The sequence below is a fragment of the Massilia polaris genome, assembly GCF_012927275.1.
Taxonomy (GTDB): Bacteria; Pseudomonadota; Gammaproteobacteria; order Burkholderiales; family Burkholderiaceae_D; genus Telluria_A; species Telluria_A polaris.
Map to the genome: position 1 here is coordinate 1 of NZ_JABBGG010000013.1, position 17,655 is coordinate 17,655.

Genomic DNA, 17,655 nt, shown 5'->3' on the forward strand with positions numbered 1-17,655 from the left:
GGGCGACCAAATTGTAGCCGGCGGTGCCGGACAAATACTGCTGGACGACAGCGAGCTTAAATTGTTCGGTGTACTTCGACATGAAAAACCCCAAAAGTTGGTGTCCAACTTTTGGGGTTCAGTTCAAACCAGCGAGGCATTTTTGCATGCGTCTTGCTAAAGCGTATTAAGCCTTGGCGGTAGCGCGTGCCGTAACTTTATCAGCAGCTTGCGTGAACTGGTTTACAGCCGAATTGACGTTGGTCTCGATGACCTGAGCGGCCTGCTTTGCGGTCTTGGTGAACTGCTCGTAACCAGCGTTGGCATTGTTGATGCCTGCCTTGAACGCAGCAACTGCGTTTTCGGTGCCGGCCGGGGCATTGCGCGATACTTCGTCAACCAGCGACATAACCTTGCGGCCGTTCTCGGCGATCTGCTCTTCAGCTGCGCGGCTGAATTCTTGCTGGGTGCCCGCAGCGATGGCGGCTACCTGGCGGCCATACGACAGTGCTTTTTCAGCGGTCGGCTGGGCCTGGGCTGCGCTCAGGGTGAAGAACTCTTGCGGGTTCTTGGCGCCCAACAGCTGCTTGGCGGTCTGGGTCGACTCTTCCAGCGTTGCCTTGGCAGCGGTAATGTTCAGTTCGACCAGCTTTTCCACGCCTTCGAATGCTTTCGAGGTTAGCGACGAGAAGATCGCGAACTGTGCGTCGAGGTTGGCTTTGGTGGCGTTCGAAAATTGTTCAGGGAATGCAAACATATAATTTCTCCAGATGTGTTGAAACCGTTTTATTGATCAATTGTTGCAAACTACCGGTGAAACAGGGAATCTCGATACCTTGGCCGTTGTGCGGCGCAACAAGGTCCTATTTTAATGAAATTGAACCTGAAGTCAAGCGTTCATTGTGCGCCGCACCATTTTTATTGCTTTCCCTTTCCGTACGTCATTTCTTTGACGCATTTTTATGCGAATCGGCTAGATTCTCATAGGGGGAAATGCTCTCGCGCAACGTTTGGCGCCAGCACATGCTAGACTGATTTTTTTCCGCGCTATCGACCACTTTCCGCGCACCGCAACGCCTACCCGCGCTCCGGCGCGTATTGATCCATGTCAAACAGTCCTGCAGAAAATGTTGCGTCGCGCCACCCTGACTCCTGGCTTGCCCCGATTCCGATTTTCTTTGTCTTCCTGTGGAGCACCGGTTTTATCGTCGCGAAGTTCGGGCTGCCGTATGCGCCCCCGCTGACCTTCATCCTGTTGCGTTGCGGACTGGTGCTGGTGGCGCTGCTGCCATGGGTCGTGATTGCCAGGGCGCCGTGGCCCAGGGGGAATATCCTTCACCTGGCGGTCGCCGGCCTGTTGCTGCAAGCGGGATACATTGGCGGGGTGTGGTCCGCCATCAAGATTGAGATGCCTGCCGGCGTATGCGCGTTGATTGTCGGCATGCAGCCGATTCTGACCGCCGCAGCCGCGCCGCTGATCGGCGAGACCGTGCGCCGCCGGCAGTGGTTCGGGCTGATGCTCGGCCTGGCTGGCGTCGGTCTTGTGGTGTATTCGAAGATCAACCTGTCGGGCCTGTCCCCACTGGCTATTGGCTACTGCCTGTTTGCACTGGCAAGTATTACGGCAGGGACAATGTACCAGCGCCGTTTCTGCCCGAGTTTCGACCTGCGTACCGGCACCGCTGTCCAGTTCGCCGCTGCCTTCGCGGTCATGTTGCCGCTGGCAGTGGTGTTTGAGGACCTCGATCCCGGTCTTGCCACAGTAAAATGGACCCCTGAGTTCATCGCCGCATTGCTGTGGTCCGGGTTGGCGCTCTCGATTGGCGCGATCTTCCTGCTCTTCAAGCTGATCAGGCGCAGCGAGGCCACCGCGGTCACCAGCCTGCTGTACCTGACGCCGCCGACCACGGCCATCATGGCGTGGCTCGCGTTCGGTGAATCGTTGAGCCTGGCGGGCGTGGCCGGTATGCTGGTCGCCGTCGCGGGTGTCGCATTGGTTGTCAAAAAACAGGAGAAGTAATGATAGCAAGCCAGCAACAGGAAATTGTCGATGCCGCCATCACCTCGCGCCGGTCGATCCGCGCATTTCTGCCGACGCCGGTAGCACGCGAAGATATCGAGAAAATCCTGGACGTCGCATCGCGCGCCCCCTCCGGAAGCAACACCCAGCCGTGGAAGGTGTACGTGCTGACCGGGCAGGCGAAGGAGCGGCTTTCCGACGCGATCACGGCCGCTTATGCCGATCCGGCCCAGGCCCGCGAGCACACCGAGGAGTACGCGTATTACCCGCGCGAATGGGTGGCGCCGTATGTCGACCGCCGCCGCAAGGTGGGATGGGACCTGTACGCGCTGCTCGGCCTGACGCGGGAAAACAAGGCGGGAATGGCGGCCCAGCACGCGCGCAACTACCGATTTTTTGACGCGCCCGCCGGTCTTATCTTTACGATCGACCGGATCATGGACCAGGGCTCGTGGCTGGACTACGGCATGTTCTTGCAGAGCATCATGGTTGCAGCGCGCGGACGCGGACTCGACACCTGCCCGCAGGCGGCATTTACGCAGTTCCACCGCATTATCGAACAGCAGCTTAGCCTGCCGGGCAATGAGATGCTGGTGTGCGGAATGGCGCTCGGTTACGCCGACAGGAGCAAGATTGAAAATTCACTCATCACCGAGCGCGACCCTGTCCCGGGCTTCGTCCGGTTTTTGGAATAAGCGCGTATACTGGTGAAGCAGAAGAGATTATTTGTTGCGCGCGGGCCTTGCACTGTTGCACGAGGGTTTCTTTGAATGTTAAGTTGCTTGTGATCGCTGAGTGCTTTGCTACACTGCAACGAGAAGTAAATCCGTAGCGTCAGAGGAATTTCCAGATGTTCAAGTTAGCGTTGAGTGCTCTTATCTCCTTGTTGTTTGCCATGACCCCTGCAGAGGCGGCCAAGGTCGAGCAGCGCGGCAGCTCGGCGACAGTCAAGAAGCAGGTTGTTAAAAAGAGCACGGCGAAAAAGCCGCGCTACAAGCGCCGCGAAGCCGCCGCCAACCGTGTCACGGTCACCACGCGCGACAAGTCGGTCCGCCGCGTCATCACCGTGCGCGGCAAGCGCAAAGTGGTATACCAGCGCCTGACCGCGGCAGCGCAGGTCGTCCGTTCGATCACGGCGGGCGACAAGGCCGGCCTCAACCTGACCCGCGATCCGCTCGACCTGGCTTCCAGCGTCGCGCTGGTGCTGGACCAGACCAATTCCGAAGTCCTGTTTGAAAAAAACGCCGGCGTGGCCTTGCCGATCGCATCGATCACCAAGCTGATGACCGGCCTGGTCGTCGTCGAGGCGCAACAGGACATGGACGAAATGCTCACCGTGTCGGACGACGACGTCGACCGCGAAAAATTCACGACCTCGCGCCTGCGCGTCGGCTCGCGCCTGAGCCGCCGCGAAATGCTGCACATCGCGCTGATGAGTTCAGAGAATCGCGCTGCAGCCGCACTGGGCCGTAATTATCCGGGCGGCATCCAGGGATTTGTTGCGGCGATGAACGCGAAAGCGCATGAACTGGGCATGAGCGACACCCGCTACGTCGATTCCAGCGGCCTGTCGAGCCGCAACGTGGCCAGCGCACGCGACCTTGCCAAGCTGGTCATGGCGGCGCACCAGCAGCCGCTGCTGCGCGAGTTCTCCACCGATCCGGGTTCCGCCGTAGCCGCCAATGGCCGGCTGGTTCAGTACCGCAATACCAACTACCTGGTGTCGCTGCCGGACTGGGATATCGGCCTGCAGAAGACCGGCTTCATCAACGAAGCAGGACGTTGCCTGGTGATGCAGACGATCATCCAGGGGCGCGCTGTGATCATGGTGTTCCTCGATTCCAAGGGCAAACAGTCGCGAACGGCGGACGCCGGCCGCATGCGGCGCTGGCTCGAGGCACTCAAGCCGCCTGGCTTGTCGTAGGCGGCGGCCGCACGGTTTCACGCTGACCGGCCGCCTGTACCGGCACATCCGAGCGCGTCAGCTTGTCGCGCATCACCACAAGGTTTCACTCGTCATCATCCCCGCGTTGGCGGCAGCGCTGCCGGCGCTTGCCAGGCGTCCTGATGAGCGACAGGCAAAGCGATATTGCCTGGACGGCGCGCTAGCGCACTGGCGAATATCCGAGGGTCGCGGAAATCTTGGCTGCCGTGGTCACCAGGTCTTCCAGCCACTCTTCCTGCAAGCGGTCGGCTGGCGCGGAAATCGACAGGCCGGCGACCAGTTTGCCCGAGTCATCATGAATGCCGGCTGCCATGCAGCGCACACCCAGTTCCAGCTCTTCATTATCGCGCGCGTAGCCGCGCGCCCGCACCAGGCTCAGCTCGCGCTCGAGCTTGGACAAGTCGGTGATCGAATTCTTGTTGTGTCCGGCGAGACCAGTTCGCGTCGCGTAGGCGCGGATGGCTTTCGGATCATCCACGGAGAGGAACAGCTTGCCGGTCGAGGTCAGGTGCAGCGGACCGCGTCCACCGATCGCGCGCACCACCTGCATGCCGGAGCGTTCCGAGAACGCACGGTCGATATACACGATCTCATCGCCTTGCCGAACCGAAAGATTAATCGTCTGCTGAGTCTTCTTGTGCAGTGCGCGCATGAAGTCCAGGGCCGCCTCCCGCACCGACAGGCGGCTCTTGACCACGTTGCCCAGTTCCAGCAGGCGCATGCCGAGGCGATACGTGCCAGGCTCGACCCGGTCCACAAAGCGGGTAACCACCATGTCGTTCAGGATCCGGTGCGCCGTCGAGGGGTGCAGCCCGGATACCTTCGACAATTCCTTCAGGCTGACCGGGTCCGCGTACGTGGCGAGCGCATCAAGCAGGGCGACCATCCGTTCGATCACCTGGATCGACGTCTTCGCGGGTTCGACAGTTTCCATTTTCATGATGTGGTTGGTGCGCTGCAGTATAAGTAGAATACTTTATACCATAATGTGAAAAGAACTGACAATCGCCCTCGACCATCGCATGCTGAAACCTCGTACAATTTCGCGGCGCGGGGCATAATGGCGCCCTAACATGCACATTTGAAAACCCATGGAACAACAACCTGTCAGCGAATTCAAAAGTAAGGGCGGATTCAAGCGCATCATTGGCGCCTTCGTCAACTCGATCGATGGCTTCCAGGCGGCGTGGCGCCATGAACACGCGTTCCGTCAGGAACTGATTGTCGTGTTGATCGCGACTGTTGTGGCGCTGCTTCTGCCTGTGTCGGCCTTCCAGAAAGTGTTCCTGATCTCGGTCCTGTTGCTGGTCCTCCTGGTCGAGATCATCAATTCGGCGATCGAGGCCGTGGTCGACCGCATCTCGCTCGAACACCATCCCCTGTCCAAGCGCGCCAAGGACTTGGGCAGCGCCGCCGTGGCGCTGTCGATCATGATTGCAGCGCTTGCCTGGATCGTCGTTCTGTCGAATCGTTATTACTAAATAACTACATAGTTAGTCCAAGATTGTCGATCTGGCGCACAATATGAGAGTGCAATTTTTGCCATGATCAAGGGCTTCTTTAACTTTCTATGGAGATGACGATGACATTACGCTTGGGCGACACCGCGCCGGACTTTGAGCAGGACTCTTCAATCGGCAGCATCCGTTTCCATGAGTGGGCGGGCGATGCGTGGGTAGTGCTGTTTTCGCACCCGGCTGACTTCACGCCAGTCTGCACGACCGAGCTTGGCCTCACCGCCAAGCTCAAGCCAGAGTTCGACAAGCGCAACGTGAAGGCGATCGCGCTGTCGGTCGACCCGGCTGACGCGCACAAAACCTGGATCAAGGATATTGAAGAGACGCAAAAGACGGTGGTCGGCTTCCCGATTGTCGCCGACAGCGACCGCAAGGTATCGACCTTGTACGACATGATCCACCCGGAAGTGTCCGCCACGGCAACGGTGCGTTCGCTGTTCGTGATCGATCCGAACAAAAAAATTCGTCTCACCATCACCTATCCGATGAGTACCGGCCGCAATTTCGATGAAGTGCTGCGCGTGATCGACGCGCTTCAGTTGACCGATGGCTACACCGTGGCCACGCCCGGCAACTGGAAGGATGGCGATGACGTGATCATTCCGCTGACCGTGCAGGATCCGGATGTCATCAAGCAGAAGTATCCGAAAGGGTTCAGGGCTGAAAAGCCGTACCTGCGCCTGACGCCGCAGCCGAACAAGTAAGGAGCGCTTTGGGGGCAGTCAGGCCAATTCCCCCGAAACCGCATAAGCAAATGAGGAAGCTGTTGTTTGGTTTACAGCTGAGCCCCTTTACCCTAGGAGTCACTTTGGGGGTTCTTCATGTTGCTGACATACATAGTTTCGGGTTTTGCGGTCGGCCTGCTGGTCGGGATGACCGGTGTCGGCGGCGGCTCCTTGATGACCCCGCTCCTCACACTGGTGTTCGGCGTGCCGCCTTCGGTTGCCGTCGGCACCGACCTGGCCTTCGCGTCCATCACCAAGACCGCCGGCACCGTCACCCATCGCCTGCGCGGAACCGTGCACTGGGACATCGTCAAGCTGCTGTGCATCGGCGCCTTGCCGGCGGCCGTGCTCGCCACGCTCGCACTCAAGCATTTCGGCACGCTCGACGCTGAGATCGGCCAGCTGATCCGCTATTCGATCGCCGGCTCGGTGCTGCTGACCGTGGTCGCGCTGCTGTTCAAGGGAAAAATGCTGGCCTGGATTAACGCCAGGCCGGAACGCCAGCTGCAGGGCAGGGCGCTGGCGTCCGCCACAATCATCTCGGGCGCCGTCCTCGGCACGCTGGTCACCATTTCCTCCATCGGCGCCGGCGCCATCGGTGCGACGCTGCTGGTGATGCTGTACCCACGCCTCAGTTCCGCCGAAGTGGCGGGCACCGACATCGCCTACGCCGTGCCGCTGACCGCGATCGCCGCACTCGGCCACTGGTGGCTGGGCTCGATCAACTGGGAGCTGCTCGCCCTGCTGCTGATCGGCTCGCTGCCCGGCATCACGCTCGGCTCGTGGGTGGCACGCGCCGTACCTGAGCGTTTCCTGCGCGGCCTGCTCGCGATGACGCTGACCGGCGTCGCCGCCAAGCTGATCTACTAAGGCTAAGACACGAATCGTCTATGCAAATGACGATTACTTCGTTTGTATTCTGATCACTGCATGAGACGATTGTTCCTTATCTGCAATATGTGAGCAAGGGGATGCAATGCCCGTAACGATTACTACGCCGCGCGCCGCGCCGTACCGGGTCATGCCCGGTTTCGGGCTGACGCTCGGTTTCACCATCCTGTACCTCGCGCTGATCGTCCTGATCCCGCTGTCGGCGGTGTTCCTGAAAACCTTCACCATGACGTGGGAGGCTTTCTGGAGCGCCGTGACCTCCGAGCGCGTGATGGCTTCCTACCGCCTGACCTTTGGCGCGTCCTTAATCGGCGCCTTCATCAACGTCATCTTCGGCGGCATCGTCGCCTGGGTGCTGGTGCGCTACCGCTTTCCCGGCAAGCGCTTCATCGACGCGCTGGTCGACCTGCCGTTCGCGCTGCCGACCGCGGTGGCCGGCATCACGCTCACCGCGCTGTATTCGTCGAACGGCTGGATCGGCCAGTACCTCGAAAAAGTCGGCATCAAGGTCGCCTTTACGCCGCTAGGCGTCGTCGTCGCGCTGACCTTTATCGGCCTGCCTTTCGTCGTGCGCACGGTGCAGCCGGTGCTTGAGGAAGCCGAGCGCGAACTCGAGGAAGCCGCGGCCAGCCTTGGCGCCTCGTCGTTCCAGACCTTCGCGCGTGTGGTCTTCCCGACCATCATGCCGGCGCTGCTGACCGGGTTCGCCCTGGCCTTCGCACGCGCCACCGGCGAGTATGGCTCGGTGATTTTCATCGCCGGCAACCTGCCGATGGTCTCCGAGATCACCCCGCTGTTCATCATCACCAAGCTTGAACAGTACGACTACACCGGCGCCACCGCCATCGCGGTCGTGATGCTGCTGGTGTCCTTCATCCTGCTCCTGTCGATCAACATGCTGCAGGCGTGGACGCGTAGAAGGGCAGGCAAGAAATGAGCGCCGTCATCCCTGATACCAAACCAGTCGTTGTTGCGCGCCGCGGCGAACTGCCGACGACTTCCAACGTGTTCGAGCCTGCGTGGGTTCGGATCACGCTGATCGCCATCGCGCTGACATTCCTCACGCTGTTCCTGTTCGTGCCGCTGGTCGCGGTGTTCGTGCAGGCGCTCGCCAAGGGCTGGGACGCGTATGCCGCGGCCATCGTCGACCCGGACGCCATCTCGGCGATCAAGCTGACGCTGATTGCAGCCGCCATCTCGGTGCCGCTGAACCTCGTGTTCGGCGTGTGCGCAGCATGGTGCATCGCGAAGTTCGAATTCCGCGGCAAGAATGTGCTGCTTACGCTGATCGACCTGCCGTTCTCGGTGTCGCCGGTGATCGCGGGCCTGATCTATGTGCTGATGTTCGGCGCGGAGGGATGGTTCGGCGCCTGGCTAATGGAGAACGATATCAAGATCCTGTTTGCGGTGCCGGGCATCGTGCTGGCGACCGTGTTCATCACCTTCCCGTTCGTGGCGCGCGAACTGATCCCGCTGATGCAAGCGCAGGGCAACGAGGAAGAAGAAGCCGCGCTGGTGCTGGGCGCTTCGGGCTGGAGCACCTTCTGGCGCGTGACGCTGCCGAACATCAAATGGGGCCTGCTGTACGGCGTCATCCTGTGCAACGCGCGGGCGATGGGCGAGTTCGGCGCGGTGTCGGTGGTGTCGGGGCATATCCGCGGCGAGACCAACACCATGCCGCTGCACGTCGAGATCCTCTACAACGAATACAACTTTGCCGCGGCCTTCGCCGTCGCCTCGCTGCTGGCGCTGCTGGCGCTGGTGACCCTGGCGATCAAGGCCTTCGTCGAATGGCGCCTGCACGAATCGACGCCGACCGAAACCGCAGCAGCACGCATCCTGGAGCACTGAAATGACCATCGAAGTCAGGAACATCAACAAACGCTTTGGCGAGTTCGTCGCCCTCGATAACGTCTCGCTGCAGTTCCCGCAAGGCGAACTGACCGCGCTGCTCGGGCCCTCCGGCTGCGGCAAGACCACGCTGCTGCGCATCATCGCGGGCCTCGAGCACCCGGACTCCGGCCAGGTGCTGCTCGACGGCGACGACGCCTCGGCGCGCCACGTGCGCGAGCGCCAGGTCGGCTTCGTGTTCCAGCACTACGCGCTGTTCAAGCACATGACCGTATTTGAAAACGTCGCCTTCGGCCTGCGCGTCAAGCCGCGCAAGGAGCGGCCGAGCGAAGAGCAGATCCGCCAGAAGGTGAAGCAGCTGCTTGAGCTGGTGCAGCTGGACTGGCTGTCCGACCGTTATCCGCCGCAGCTGTCGGGCGGGCAGAGGCAGCGCATCGCGCTGGCGCGCGCGCTGGCGGTGGAACCGCGCGTGCTGCTGCTCGACGAACCGTTTGGCGCGCTCGATGCCAAGGTGCGCAAGGAACTGCGCCGCTGGCTGCGCCGTTTGCACGACGAGCTGCACGTGACCAGTATCTTCGTCACCCACGACCAGGAAGAAGCGCTGGAAGTTGCCGACCAGGTGGTGTTGATGAACAAGGGGAAGGTCGAGCAGCTTGGCACGCCGGACTCGGTGTACAACCATCCGGCGTCGCCGTTCGTGTATGGCTTCCTTGGAAATGTGAACCTGTTCCATGGGCGCGTGCATGAGGGCGTGCTGGCCAGCGGCGGCGTCAACTTCGATGTGCCGGATCACGCTGAGGTGCAGGATACGCAGGGCATCGCGTATGTCCGGCCGCATGACCTGGATGTCGACCGTTATGTCGCGGGCGCCGAGGGAATAGTGGTGAAGCTGCGCCGTGCGCACGCGATCGGGCCGCTGGCGCAGCTGGACCTGGAGCGGGAAGATAATGCGCAACTGATCGAGGCGGTGATTCCGAACGAACGGTTCGCGCAACTGCAGCTGAAGGAGGGCGAGACCTTGCTGGTGAAGCCGAAGCGGATGCAGGTATTTGTGGATCAGGGCGCGGCTATTTGATGGCGGATGCGCTTTTACGGGTATCGCTTATTGGCCCGGGTTGGTGATCCGCGTGTGGATGGCGTTGATCGCTTCAACCACGTCATCGGACAGTGTCGCCTGTGCCGCGTCGATATTTTCCTTCAGCTGCGCCAGCGTCGTCGCTCCAATGATCGTCGACGCCACAAACCACCGCGAATAGCACCACGCGAGCGCCATCTGCGCCGGCGTCATTCCGTTCGCCCGCGCCAGCCCGACGTACTCCTTCACCGCCTGCAGTACCGGCGGCCGCAAATAGCGCGGGCTCCAGTTCGGCGGGAAGATGGTCAGCCGCCCATGCGCATTCGGATTATCCAAATACTTCCCGCTCAACTGCCCGAACGATAGCGGGCTATACGCCAGCAGGCTGACGTTCGCGCGCATGCAGGTCTCGTCCAGCAGGCTGGTCTCGAAGCCGCGCGCGGTCAGGTTGTACAGGTTCTGGATCGTCGCAATGCGCGGCAGGCCCTTCATCTCGGCCTGCTTGACGTATTCGCACACGCCCCACGCGCTTTCATTCGACACGCCCACGTTGCGGATCTTGCCCGCGTCGATCAGCTCCGCGAGCGCGGCCAGCGTCTCTTCAATCGCCACGTCCGGCCGTTCCTTCACCGGGTCGAACGCGGTCGCGCCAAACACCGGCACGTTCCGGCTCGGCCAGTGGATCTGGTACAGGTCGATGTAGTCGGTCTGGAGCCGCTGCAGGCTGGCGTCCACCGCCGCGCGGATGTTGACTGCGTCGAGGTTGTTCTTGCCACCCCTGATCCAGTGCAGCGCCGGATTCGGCCCCGCGACCTTGGTGGCCAGTACGACCTGGCCGCGCTTGCCTGACTTCTTGAGCCACGATCCAATAAAGCGTTCGGTCGATCCCTGCGTCGCCGCACGCGGCATGACGGGGTACATCTCGGCGGTGTCGATGAAGTTGATACCGCGCTCGAGCGCATAATCGAGCTGGCCGTGGGCTTCGGCTTCGCTGTTTTGTTCGCCGAACGTCATCGTGCCCAGGCAGATGCTGGATACTTCAAGCTTGCTCGCGCCGAGAAGCACTCGTTTCAACTGACGCCCTTGATCGCTTTCGCGCAGTCGCGCACCAGTGCCGGGCCGGCGTAAATCAGGCCGCTGTACAGCTGCACCAGCGAGGCTCCCGCCTCAATCTTGGCCCTGGCATCGGCGCCGCGCATGATGCCGCCGACGCCGATGATTGGAATGGCGTCACCGAGTTCGCGCTTGAGCGCGCGCACGACGATCGTCGATTGCTGGAACACAGGCGCGCCCGACAGGCCGCCTGCTTCTTCGCTGTGGCGTTGGTTCTCGACTTCGCGGCGGCTGGTGGTGGTGTTGGTGGCGATGACGCCGTCGATCTTGTGGCGCAGCAGGGCGGCAGCGATGTTCGCGATCTGGTCCGCATCGATGTCGGGTGCGATCTTGAGCGTCAGCGGCACGTATTTCCTGTGCTGGTCGGCCAGGCGCGACTGCGCTTCCTTCAGGCGCGCGAGCAGCGAATCGAGTTCGGACGCGTCCTGCAGCTGGCGCAGGTTCTTGGTGTTCGGCGACGAGATGTTGACCGTCACGTAGCTGGCGTATGGGTAGACCTTCTCAAGGCAGGTCAGGTAGTCGTCGGCCGCGCGTTCGATCGGCGTGTCGGCGTTTTTGCCGATGTTCAGGCCAAGCACGCCTTCCTTGTTTTGGTAGAAGCGCGATGCCTGTACGTTGGCGACGAATGCGTCGACGCCGCCGTTGTTGAAGCCCATGCGGTTGATGATGGCGTGCTTGGCCGGGATGCGGAACATGCGCGGCTTCGGGTTGCCGGGCTGCGCGCGCGGCGTGACAGTTCCCACTTCGATGAAACCGAAGCCGAGCGCCGCAAGGCCGTCGATGTAGGCGCCATCCTTGTCCAGGCCTGCCGCGAGGCCGACCGGGTTGGGGAAGGTGATGCCCATGACGGTGCGCGGGTCGGGATCGGGTTTGCGAATGGCGCCAGTCAGGCCGAGGCTGGCGGCGCGGCGCAGGGCCGGCAGGGTCAGGTTGTGGGCCGATTCGGCGTCCATTGCGAACAGCATCGGGCGGGCAAGCGCGTACAGCAGTTTTTCGGACATGGGGTACTCAGGTTGGACAGACCGCCCATTTTACCGTGTGCGGACGGCGCCGCCTATCGATCGAGCTGGCTCCAGCTGCCGTTGATGCGCGCCTCCAGCGGGCGGAAGTTGATTTTGTACGCCATCTTGGGACTCTGCTCGATCCAGTAGCCGAGGTACACGTGCGGCAGACCGAGTTCGCGCGCCTGGCCGATCTGCCACATCACGTTGTAGGTGCCGAACGAGGCGCCCGGCACGTCCGGGTCGAAGAAGGTGTAGACCGATGACAGGCCATCGGACAGCACGTCGATGATGGAGACCATGCGCAGCACGCCGTCCGGCTCGCGGAATTCGACCAGCCGTGTGTTGACCCGGCTTTGCAGCAGGAACTGCGCGTACTGGTCGCGGCTGTCCTGGTCCATGCCGCCGCCGGGGTGGCGCGTGGTCTGGTAGCGCAGGTAGAGCGCGTAGTGCTCGTCCGAGAAGCTGAGGTTGGCGACGCTGGCTAGCAGCGACGAATGGCGCGCCCACGCGCGCCGCTGGCCGCGGCTGGGGATGAATTCCCCGGCCTTGACGCGCACCGGGATGCAGGCGTGGCAGCCGTCGCAGTAAGGCCGGTAGGTGAAGATGCCGCTGCGCCGGAAGCCGTTTTTGACGAGCTCGGAATAGACGTCGGCGTTGATCAGGTGGGAAGGGGTAGCGACCTGCGAGCGGGCGTGCCGCGCATCGAGGTAGCTGCACGGGTACGGCGCGGTCGTGTAGAACTGCAGCGTGGCGAATGGCAGGTCGTTCAGGTGCGTCATACGGATGGTCTCGAAGCCGAGTGGTTTACCCTGATTCTATTGTAACGAAACTTTGCCAAGTCTAGCGCGCGTCCGTCAATGGCGGCACCGGTTTCCAGGCCTCGATTTCACCCTGCCGGATGGCCGCCCGCAAATGTTCGAGGAAGGCGGCGCGCGGGATCGGCGCGGCGCCAAGCGATGCCAGGTGGCCGGTCTCCTGCTGGCAGTCGACCATACGCACGCCTTCGCTGCGCAGGAAGCCTACCAGGTAGGCGAGCGCGATCTTGGACGCGTCGGTCACCCGCGCGAACATCGACTCGCCGTAGAACATGCGGCCGATGCAGACGCCGTAGGCGCCGCCGACCAGCTCGCCATCGAGCCACAGCTCCGCCGAGTGGGCGTGGCCAAGCGCATGCAGGCCGGTATAGCCGCTGATGATCTCTTCGGATATCCAGGTGCCGGGCCCGTCCCGGCGCGGGGCGGCGCAGGCGCGCATCACCTGCTCGAACGAGGTGTCGAAGGTGACCTGCCAGCGGCCGCCGTCGATCCGGCTGCGCTCGACCTTGCGCAGTGTCTTGCGCAGGCTGTCGCTGATGCGGAAGCGGTCGGTGTGCAGCACCATGCGCGGGTCGGTCGACCACCACAGGATGGGCTGGCCTTCGGAAAACCACGGGAAGATGCCGTTGCGGTAAGCGGCCAGCAAGCGGCGCGGCGACAAATCGGCCCCGGCCGCGAGCAGGCCCGGCGCGTCGATGGTCAGCGCCTCGGATACGTCGGGGAACGGCGTAGTCGTTTCAAGCCACGGAATCATGATGAGCGTTTAACCGGCGTCGCTGGACATGCGCATCGAGCGCACAAGGTCGCGGCTATGGAAGCCATAGCTGCCGCCCTCACGCATTTTGACGCGGTCGGCGAAGAACAGTTCCAGCGTGGTGCGTATGGTCGGGAAGGCGAGGTCGTCCCACGGGATGTCCTGCTCGGAGAACAGCTGGACGTCCAGGCTTTCGACGCCGGCCGCAAAGTCGAGGTCGAGCAGGCGGGCCAGGTAGAACAGGTGCACTTGGTGAACCTGGGCAACGTTCAGCAAGGTGAACAGTTCGCCCAGTTCGACGTTGGCGCCGGCTTCTTCCTCGGTTTCGCGGATGGCGGCCTGGGCGGTGGTCTCCTCGTTTTCCATGAATCCGGCGGGCAAGGTCCAATAGCCATAGCGCGGTTCGATTGCGCGCTTGCACAAAAGAATCTTCAGCTCGCCATCTTGCTCCCAGACGGGGATCGATCCGACCACCAGCTTCGGATTCTGGTAATGGATGGCCTCGCACTGCGCGCACACGTAGCGTGGCCGGTTGTCGCCCTCGGGAACGCGCAAGTCGACAGGATGGGCACACTCGGAACAAAATTTCATAGTCGCTTGGAATAATGGTGTTTCGCTTACTTTACACCGATTGCGGCTGCTGTGCCGTACCTCTACCGGCGGCGCTTGTCGCCCCGCGTGCTGCTATCGCACATCTTATTCGGATTAATATTGCCTAATTAGGCAAAGGCCCTTATAATGATTGCACAGACGCGGGGTGGAGCAGTCTGGCAGCTCGTCGGGCTCATAACCCGAAGGTCACAGGTTCAAATCCTGTCCCCGCAACCAAATTTTAAAGCCGTTGAATCTTGCAAAAGATCAACGGCTTTTTCATTTGCGTCTCCGCTTTGGGGGGGGCAGGGAGAACGCCCTTACGTGAGCGTGGCCCAGAGGTGGGCCGCGGCCATCGTGCGGTGCGGTTTATAGTTCGCGAGCAGCGCTTCCGTGCGCGCCATGTCAGGCTTGGCTTCTTCGCCGAGCAAGCGCTGCAAAGCCGCGCGGATCGCGACGTCGCCGTGCAGCGAGCAGTCGGGGTAGCCGTAGCCGCGCAGGAGCGCGTAGTTGACCGTCCATGGGCCGATGCCTTTGACCGCCAGCAGCGCGGCACTGGTGGCCTCGATGTCGGCGGTGCGTTCCAGCGAGAGCGATCCGGCGTCGACCAGCTGCGCGAGGCGCAGCAGTGTCTCCGCTTTCGAACGCGAGAATTTACGGGTGGTGAGGTCTTCCACGGACAGCCTGGCCACTTCGTCCGCCTCGGGATAGCACCACAAGCCGCTGCTGTGCTGGCGGCCGGCCTGCAGGATGAAGGTGCGGCGCAGCGCGATCGCGAAAGTCAGGTTGATCTGCTGGCCGATGATCGCCCAGGTCAGAGCCTCAAAGATCGTCGCGGACTGTACGATGCGCAGGCCGGCGTTGCGGCGGACCGCGCCCCCCATTAGCGGATCGTTTTCGGCGGTCTTCAGGAACGGGGCCGGATCGATGCGCAGGCCGAGAATATTGAGCAGCGCGTCGTCCAGCAGCGACCGGGCGCGCGGCGTCAGTTCGGCATCGGCCTCAATACCGATACGCGCCGCAGCGGGCGCAAGCGCGATATCGAGCGCCACCGGCACGCCATCCAGCACCACGCCTTTGCGGATGCGCGTTGCCGTTACCTGCTCGGCGACGCCCTCGGCATCGCGTCCGTGAAATGCGAGGACGTCGCTACTGCGGTAGCCATCCGGGAGTGCAATCGATATCTGCTGCAACGGTGTGCCTTATTTGCTTTTTGGAGAAAGCGGCACGATAGCACGGCTCAGGAAGGCTGGGCGGAAGCCGGTGACCAGCGCCGTGCCCGTGATGACGATGGCAGCGCCAAGGATCGTGTGCCATCCCACCAATTCGCCGAGGAACAGCGCGCCCCACAGGATGCCGAACAGCGGATTGAGGAAGGTGACGGTAAGCGCCGACGTCGGGCCGACATCCTGGATCAGCTTGAAGTAAAGGATGTATGCGATGCCGCTGCACAGGATGCCCAATGCGAGCGCGGCCCCCATGATGCCGATGGTCGGTTCCGCCGGTGCAGGGAAGAAGGGCAGCACCGGTATAACGAGCAGCGTGGCGGCCCACATGCTGCCGTGCGCATTGGCGAACGGTTCGACACTTTCAGCCGTCTTAGCGTATGCACTGGCGACGCTGTAGCTGACTGCCGCCACAAGCGCCGCCGCAATCGCGACGGCGGCGCCGGGACGCGATGTCACCTGGTCGAAGCCCACCAGCAGCGCGACGCCCGCGGTGCCGAGGATGAGTCCCAGCGCGCTGCGGCCGGATATCGCCTGGCGCGACCACAGGGCGCCGATCAGCGCGCCCCACATTGGCGCGGTGGCGTTCAGTACCGACAGCACCGACGCCGACAGCGTGCGCGCCGCAAACGCGAACAGCAGGAACGGGAAGGCCGAATTGAGCAGGCCGAGGATAAGGTAATGCTTCCAGTTGGCGCGCAGGTCGAGCCGCTTTTTGAGAATGACGCCGACGATCGCGAGGAACACGGCCGCGAAGCCGACGCGGTACTCGATCAGCACCGCGGGCCCGAGCACCGGCGCCGCGATGCGCATGAACAGGAAGGAGCTGCCCCAGATCGCGGCAAGCAGCACGAGGCGGAGCATGTTGGCGGTGTTCATTCAGCGATCCCGGTTCTTAAATTGTTATTGTCGTTTGCCTGCGCCGGCCCGTGATAGCCGGTTCTTGCTTTCGAATCAGGCCTGGCCGTCGGCGTGCTTCACACGCAGCTGTTGCGGCACGCCGTTCTTGATGGCCGTGAGTTCGGCCAGGATCGATATCGCGATTTCCGACGGCGTCTTGCTGCCGATGTAAATTCCGATCGGGCCATGCAGGCGCGCCAGCTGTTCGTCGTTCAGGTCGAACTCTTTCAGGCGCTCGCGCCGCTTCGCATTGTTTACGCGCGAGCCGATCGCGCCGACGTAGAAGGCGTCCGACTTCAGCGCTTCCATCAGCGCCAGGTCGTCGAGCTTGGGATCGTGGGTGAGGGCGACAACGGCGCTGCGATGGTCGAGCCGCGCTTCGATGACCAGGTCGTCCGGCATGGAATGCACCAGTTGCACGCCCGGCAGCTGCCAGCCTGCGCGGTATTCTTCGCGCGGGTCGCACACCGTGACGTAGTAATCCATCGCGGTGGCCACTTGCGCGAGGAAGCGCGACGGCTGCCCGGCGCCGATGATGAACAGGCGCCAGCGCGGGCCGTGGATCGTGGTCAGTACGCCGTCAGCGATCTGCTGCACCGCGCCGGCGGGGGCGGGGGACAAGGTCACTTCGCCGGTTTGCAGCTTAAGGTTGCGGGCGACCAGTTCGTGGCGGTCGAGGCGCTCGAGCAGGTCGATGATGGTGCTGGCGCTGGACAGCGGCTCGATCGCCAGTTCGATGGTGCCGCCGCAGGGCAGGCCGAAGCGGTGGGCCTCGTCCGCGGTGATGCCGTAGCTGACGATCTCGGGGACGGTGCGCGTGATGCCGCTCTGGCGCACGCGCTCGATCAGGTCGCACTCGATGCAGCCGCCCGAGACCGAACCGACCACGCGGCCGTCATCGCAGATCGCGAGCGTGGCCCCGATCGGGCGCGGACTGGAGCCCCAGGTTTTGATGACTGTGATGAGTTCGCAGCGGTGGCCGGCGCCGATCCAGCCCGCTGCGGTCTTGAGAACTTCGAGGTCTATGCTGTCCATCGATCGAATATACTGTGTGCTCCAGGACTAAGGAGCAAGTGGGAAGATGGACAATCATAAAAGAAAAGACGACGGCTCGCCGAAGTTCGGTCGTTTATTGCTGGTGCTGGTAGCGACCGTGGCGATGCTGGGCGTGCTGACGTACGTGATGGCGGTGTTTTTCCCGGATTTCCCGAGCTGATCATCCCGGACATTCCCGCATTTGCGGGAATGT

The 17,655-nt window shown here is 62.3% G+C and carries 20 protein-coding genes and 1 tRNA gene; 11 read left to right on the top strand and 10 right to left on the bottom strand.

Translation table 11 applies throughout. The annotated features are described in order from the left end of the window. Positions 1-166 precede the first annotated feature (166 nt). Positions 167-736, bottom strand: a complete 570-nt coding sequence (gene phaP, locus HHL21_RS18735) for a TIGR01841 family phasin (protein ID WP_169468694.1) — start codon at positions 734-736, stop codon at positions 167-169. 348 nt (positions 737-1,084) lie between these two features. On the opposite strand from phaP, the gene HHL21_RS18740 reads away from it, so the two are divergent. The 3 genes from HHL21_RS18740 to pbpG all read left to right on the top strand — a co-directional run bounded on the left by HHL21_RS18740 (position 1,085) and on the right by pbpG (position 3,923). Then, positions 1,085-1,999 (top strand): DMT family transporter, encoded by a 915-nt coding sequence (locus tag HHL21_RS18740; RefSeq protein ID WP_169468696.1) that lies wholly within the window; start codon positions 1,085-1,087, stop codon positions 1,997-1,999. After that, complete coding sequence (locus HHL21_RS18745) at positions 1,999-2,694, top strand: nitroreductase (protein WP_169468699.1); 696 nt, start codon at positions 1,999-2,001, stop codon at positions 2,692-2,694. The genes HHL21_RS18740 and HHL21_RS18745 overlap by 1 nt, the downstream gene beginning before the upstream one ends. A gap of 155 nt (positions 2,695-2,849) precedes the next feature. Further along, positions 2,850-3,923, top strand: coding sequence for a D-alanyl-D-alanine endopeptidase (gene pbpG / locus HHL21_RS18750; protein ID WP_169468701.1), 1,074 nt, complete (start codon positions 2,850-2,852; stop codon positions 3,921-3,923). 181 nt (positions 3,924-4,104) lie between these two features. Here pbpG and HHL21_RS18755 read toward each other — a convergent pair whose 3' ends face one another. Continuing rightward, positions 4,105-4,884, bottom strand: coding sequence for an IclR family transcriptional regulator (locus HHL21_RS18755; protein ID WP_169468703.1), 780 nt, complete (start codon positions 4,882-4,884; stop codon positions 4,105-4,107). A gap of 151 nt (positions 4,885-5,035) precedes the next feature. Here HHL21_RS18755 and HHL21_RS18760 point away from each other — a divergent pair, with 151 nt between their 5' ends. The 6 genes from HHL21_RS18760 to HHL21_RS18785 all read left to right on the top strand — a co-directional run bounded on the left by HHL21_RS18760 (position 5,036) and on the right by HHL21_RS18785 (position 10,003). Further along, the gene (locus tag HHL21_RS18760; protein WP_169468705.1) at positions 5,036-5,425 is read left to right on the top strand and encodes a diacylglycerol kinase; all 390 of its coding nucleotides are present in this window, start codon (positions 5,036-5,038) and stop codon (positions 5,423-5,425) included. A 101-nt stretch (positions 5,426-5,526) separates the two neighbouring features. Next, on the top strand, positions 5,527-6,165 hold the full coding sequence (locus tag HHL21_RS18765) for a peroxiredoxin (protein WP_169468707.1): 639 nt from the start codon (positions 5,527-5,529) through the stop codon (positions 6,163-6,165). A 117-nt stretch (positions 6,166-6,282) separates the two neighbouring features. Continuing rightward, positions 6,283-7,056, top strand: coding sequence for a sulfite exporter TauE/SafE family protein (locus tag HHL21_RS18770; RefSeq protein ID WP_169468708.1), 774 nt, complete (start codon positions 6,283-6,285; stop codon positions 7,054-7,056). A gap of 106 nt (positions 7,057-7,162) precedes the next feature. Continuing rightward, positions 7,163-8,014, top strand: a complete 852-nt coding sequence (cysT, locus tag HHL21_RS18775) for a sulfate ABC transporter permease subunit CysT (RefSeq protein WP_169468710.1) — start codon at positions 7,163-7,165, stop codon at positions 8,012-8,014. Then, the gene (cysW, locus tag HHL21_RS18780; protein WP_169468712.1) at positions 8,011-8,928 is read left to right on the top strand and encodes a sulfate ABC transporter permease subunit CysW; all 918 of its coding nucleotides are present in this window, start codon (positions 8,011-8,013) and stop codon (positions 8,926-8,928) included. The genes cysT and cysW overlap by 4 nt, the downstream gene beginning before the upstream one ends. A gap of 1 nt (position 8,929) precedes the next feature. Further along, positions 8,930-10,003 carry a sulfate/molybdate ABC transporter ATP-binding protein gene (locus tag HHL21_RS18785; RefSeq protein WP_169468714.1) on the top strand — a complete coding sequence of 358 codons (1,074 nt, stop codon included), beginning with the start codon at positions 8,930-8,932 and terminating at the stop codon, positions 10,001-10,003. Between the two features lie 27 nt (positions 10,004-10,030). On the opposite strand, the gene HHL21_RS18790 is transcribed toward HHL21_RS18785, so the two are convergent. From HHL21_RS18790 to HHL21_RS18810, 5 genes are all read right to left on the bottom strand, one after another. Further along, entirely contained in the window at positions 10,031-11,077 is a 1,047-nt protein-coding gene (locus HHL21_RS18790; RefSeq protein ID WP_169468716.1) for an aldo/keto reductase, read from the bottom strand. Further along, positions 11,074-12,117: a quinone-dependent dihydroorotate dehydrogenase gene (locus tag HHL21_RS18795; protein ID WP_169468717.1), complete on the bottom strand. Its 1,044-nt coding sequence runs from the start codon at positions 12,115-12,117 to the stop codon at positions 11,074-11,076. Before HHL21_RS18795 ends, HHL21_RS18790 begins: the two co-directional genes overlap by 4 nt. A 53-nt stretch (positions 12,118-12,170) precedes the next feature. Then, a complete protein-coding gene (locus HHL21_RS18800) occupies positions 12,171-12,899 on the bottom strand; it encodes an arginyltransferase (RefSeq protein ID WP_169468719.1) in 729 nt (242 codons plus the stop codon). Between the two features lie 61 nt (positions 12,900-12,960). Further along, the gene (gene aat / locus HHL21_RS18805; RefSeq protein ID WP_169468721.1) at positions 12,961-13,689 is read right to left on the bottom strand and encodes a leucyl/phenylalanyl-tRNA--protein transferase; all 729 of its coding nucleotides are present in this window, start codon (positions 13,687-13,689) and stop codon (positions 12,961-12,963) included. Between the two features lie 9 nt (positions 13,690-13,698). Then, positions 13,699-14,280: an NUDIX hydrolase gene (locus HHL21_RS18810; protein WP_169468723.1), complete on the bottom strand. Its 582-nt coding sequence runs from the start codon at positions 14,278-14,280 to the stop codon at positions 13,699-13,701. 160 nt (positions 14,281-14,440) lie between these two features. On the opposite strand from HHL21_RS18810, the gene HHL21_RS18815 reads away from it, so the two are divergent. Beyond that, positions 14,441-14,517: transfer RNA gene (locus HHL21_RS18815), tRNA-Met, on the top strand. A gap of 83 nt (positions 14,518-14,600) precedes the next feature. Here HHL21_RS18815 and HHL21_RS18820 read toward each other — a convergent pair. The 3 genes from HHL21_RS18820 to HHL21_RS18830 form a co-directional block, all read right to left on the bottom strand. Beyond that, positions 14,601-15,473: a DNA-3-methyladenine glycosylase family protein gene (locus tag HHL21_RS18820; RefSeq protein WP_169468725.1), complete on the bottom strand. Its 873-nt coding sequence runs from the start codon at positions 15,471-15,473 to the stop codon at positions 14,601-14,603. 9 nt (positions 15,474-15,482) lie between these two features. Continuing rightward, complete coding sequence (locus HHL21_RS18825) at positions 15,483-16,385, bottom strand: DMT family transporter (protein ID WP_229496594.1); 903 nt, start codon at positions 16,383-16,385, stop codon at positions 15,483-15,485. Positions 16,386-16,460: 75 nt separating this feature from the next. Then, positions 16,461-17,441 (bottom strand): XdhC family protein, encoded by a 981-nt coding sequence (locus tag HHL21_RS18830; protein WP_169468727.1) that lies wholly within the window; start codon positions 17,439-17,441, stop codon positions 16,461-16,463. Positions 17,442-17,487: 46 nt separating this feature from the next. On the opposite strand from HHL21_RS18830, the gene HHL21_RS21970 reads away from it, so the two are divergent. Next, positions 17,488-17,622 (top strand): hypothetical protein, encoded by a 135-nt coding sequence (locus HHL21_RS21970; RefSeq protein ID WP_267869622.1) that lies wholly within the window; start codon positions 17,488-17,490, stop codon positions 17,620-17,622. Positions 17,623-17,655: the final 33 nt, after the last annotated feature.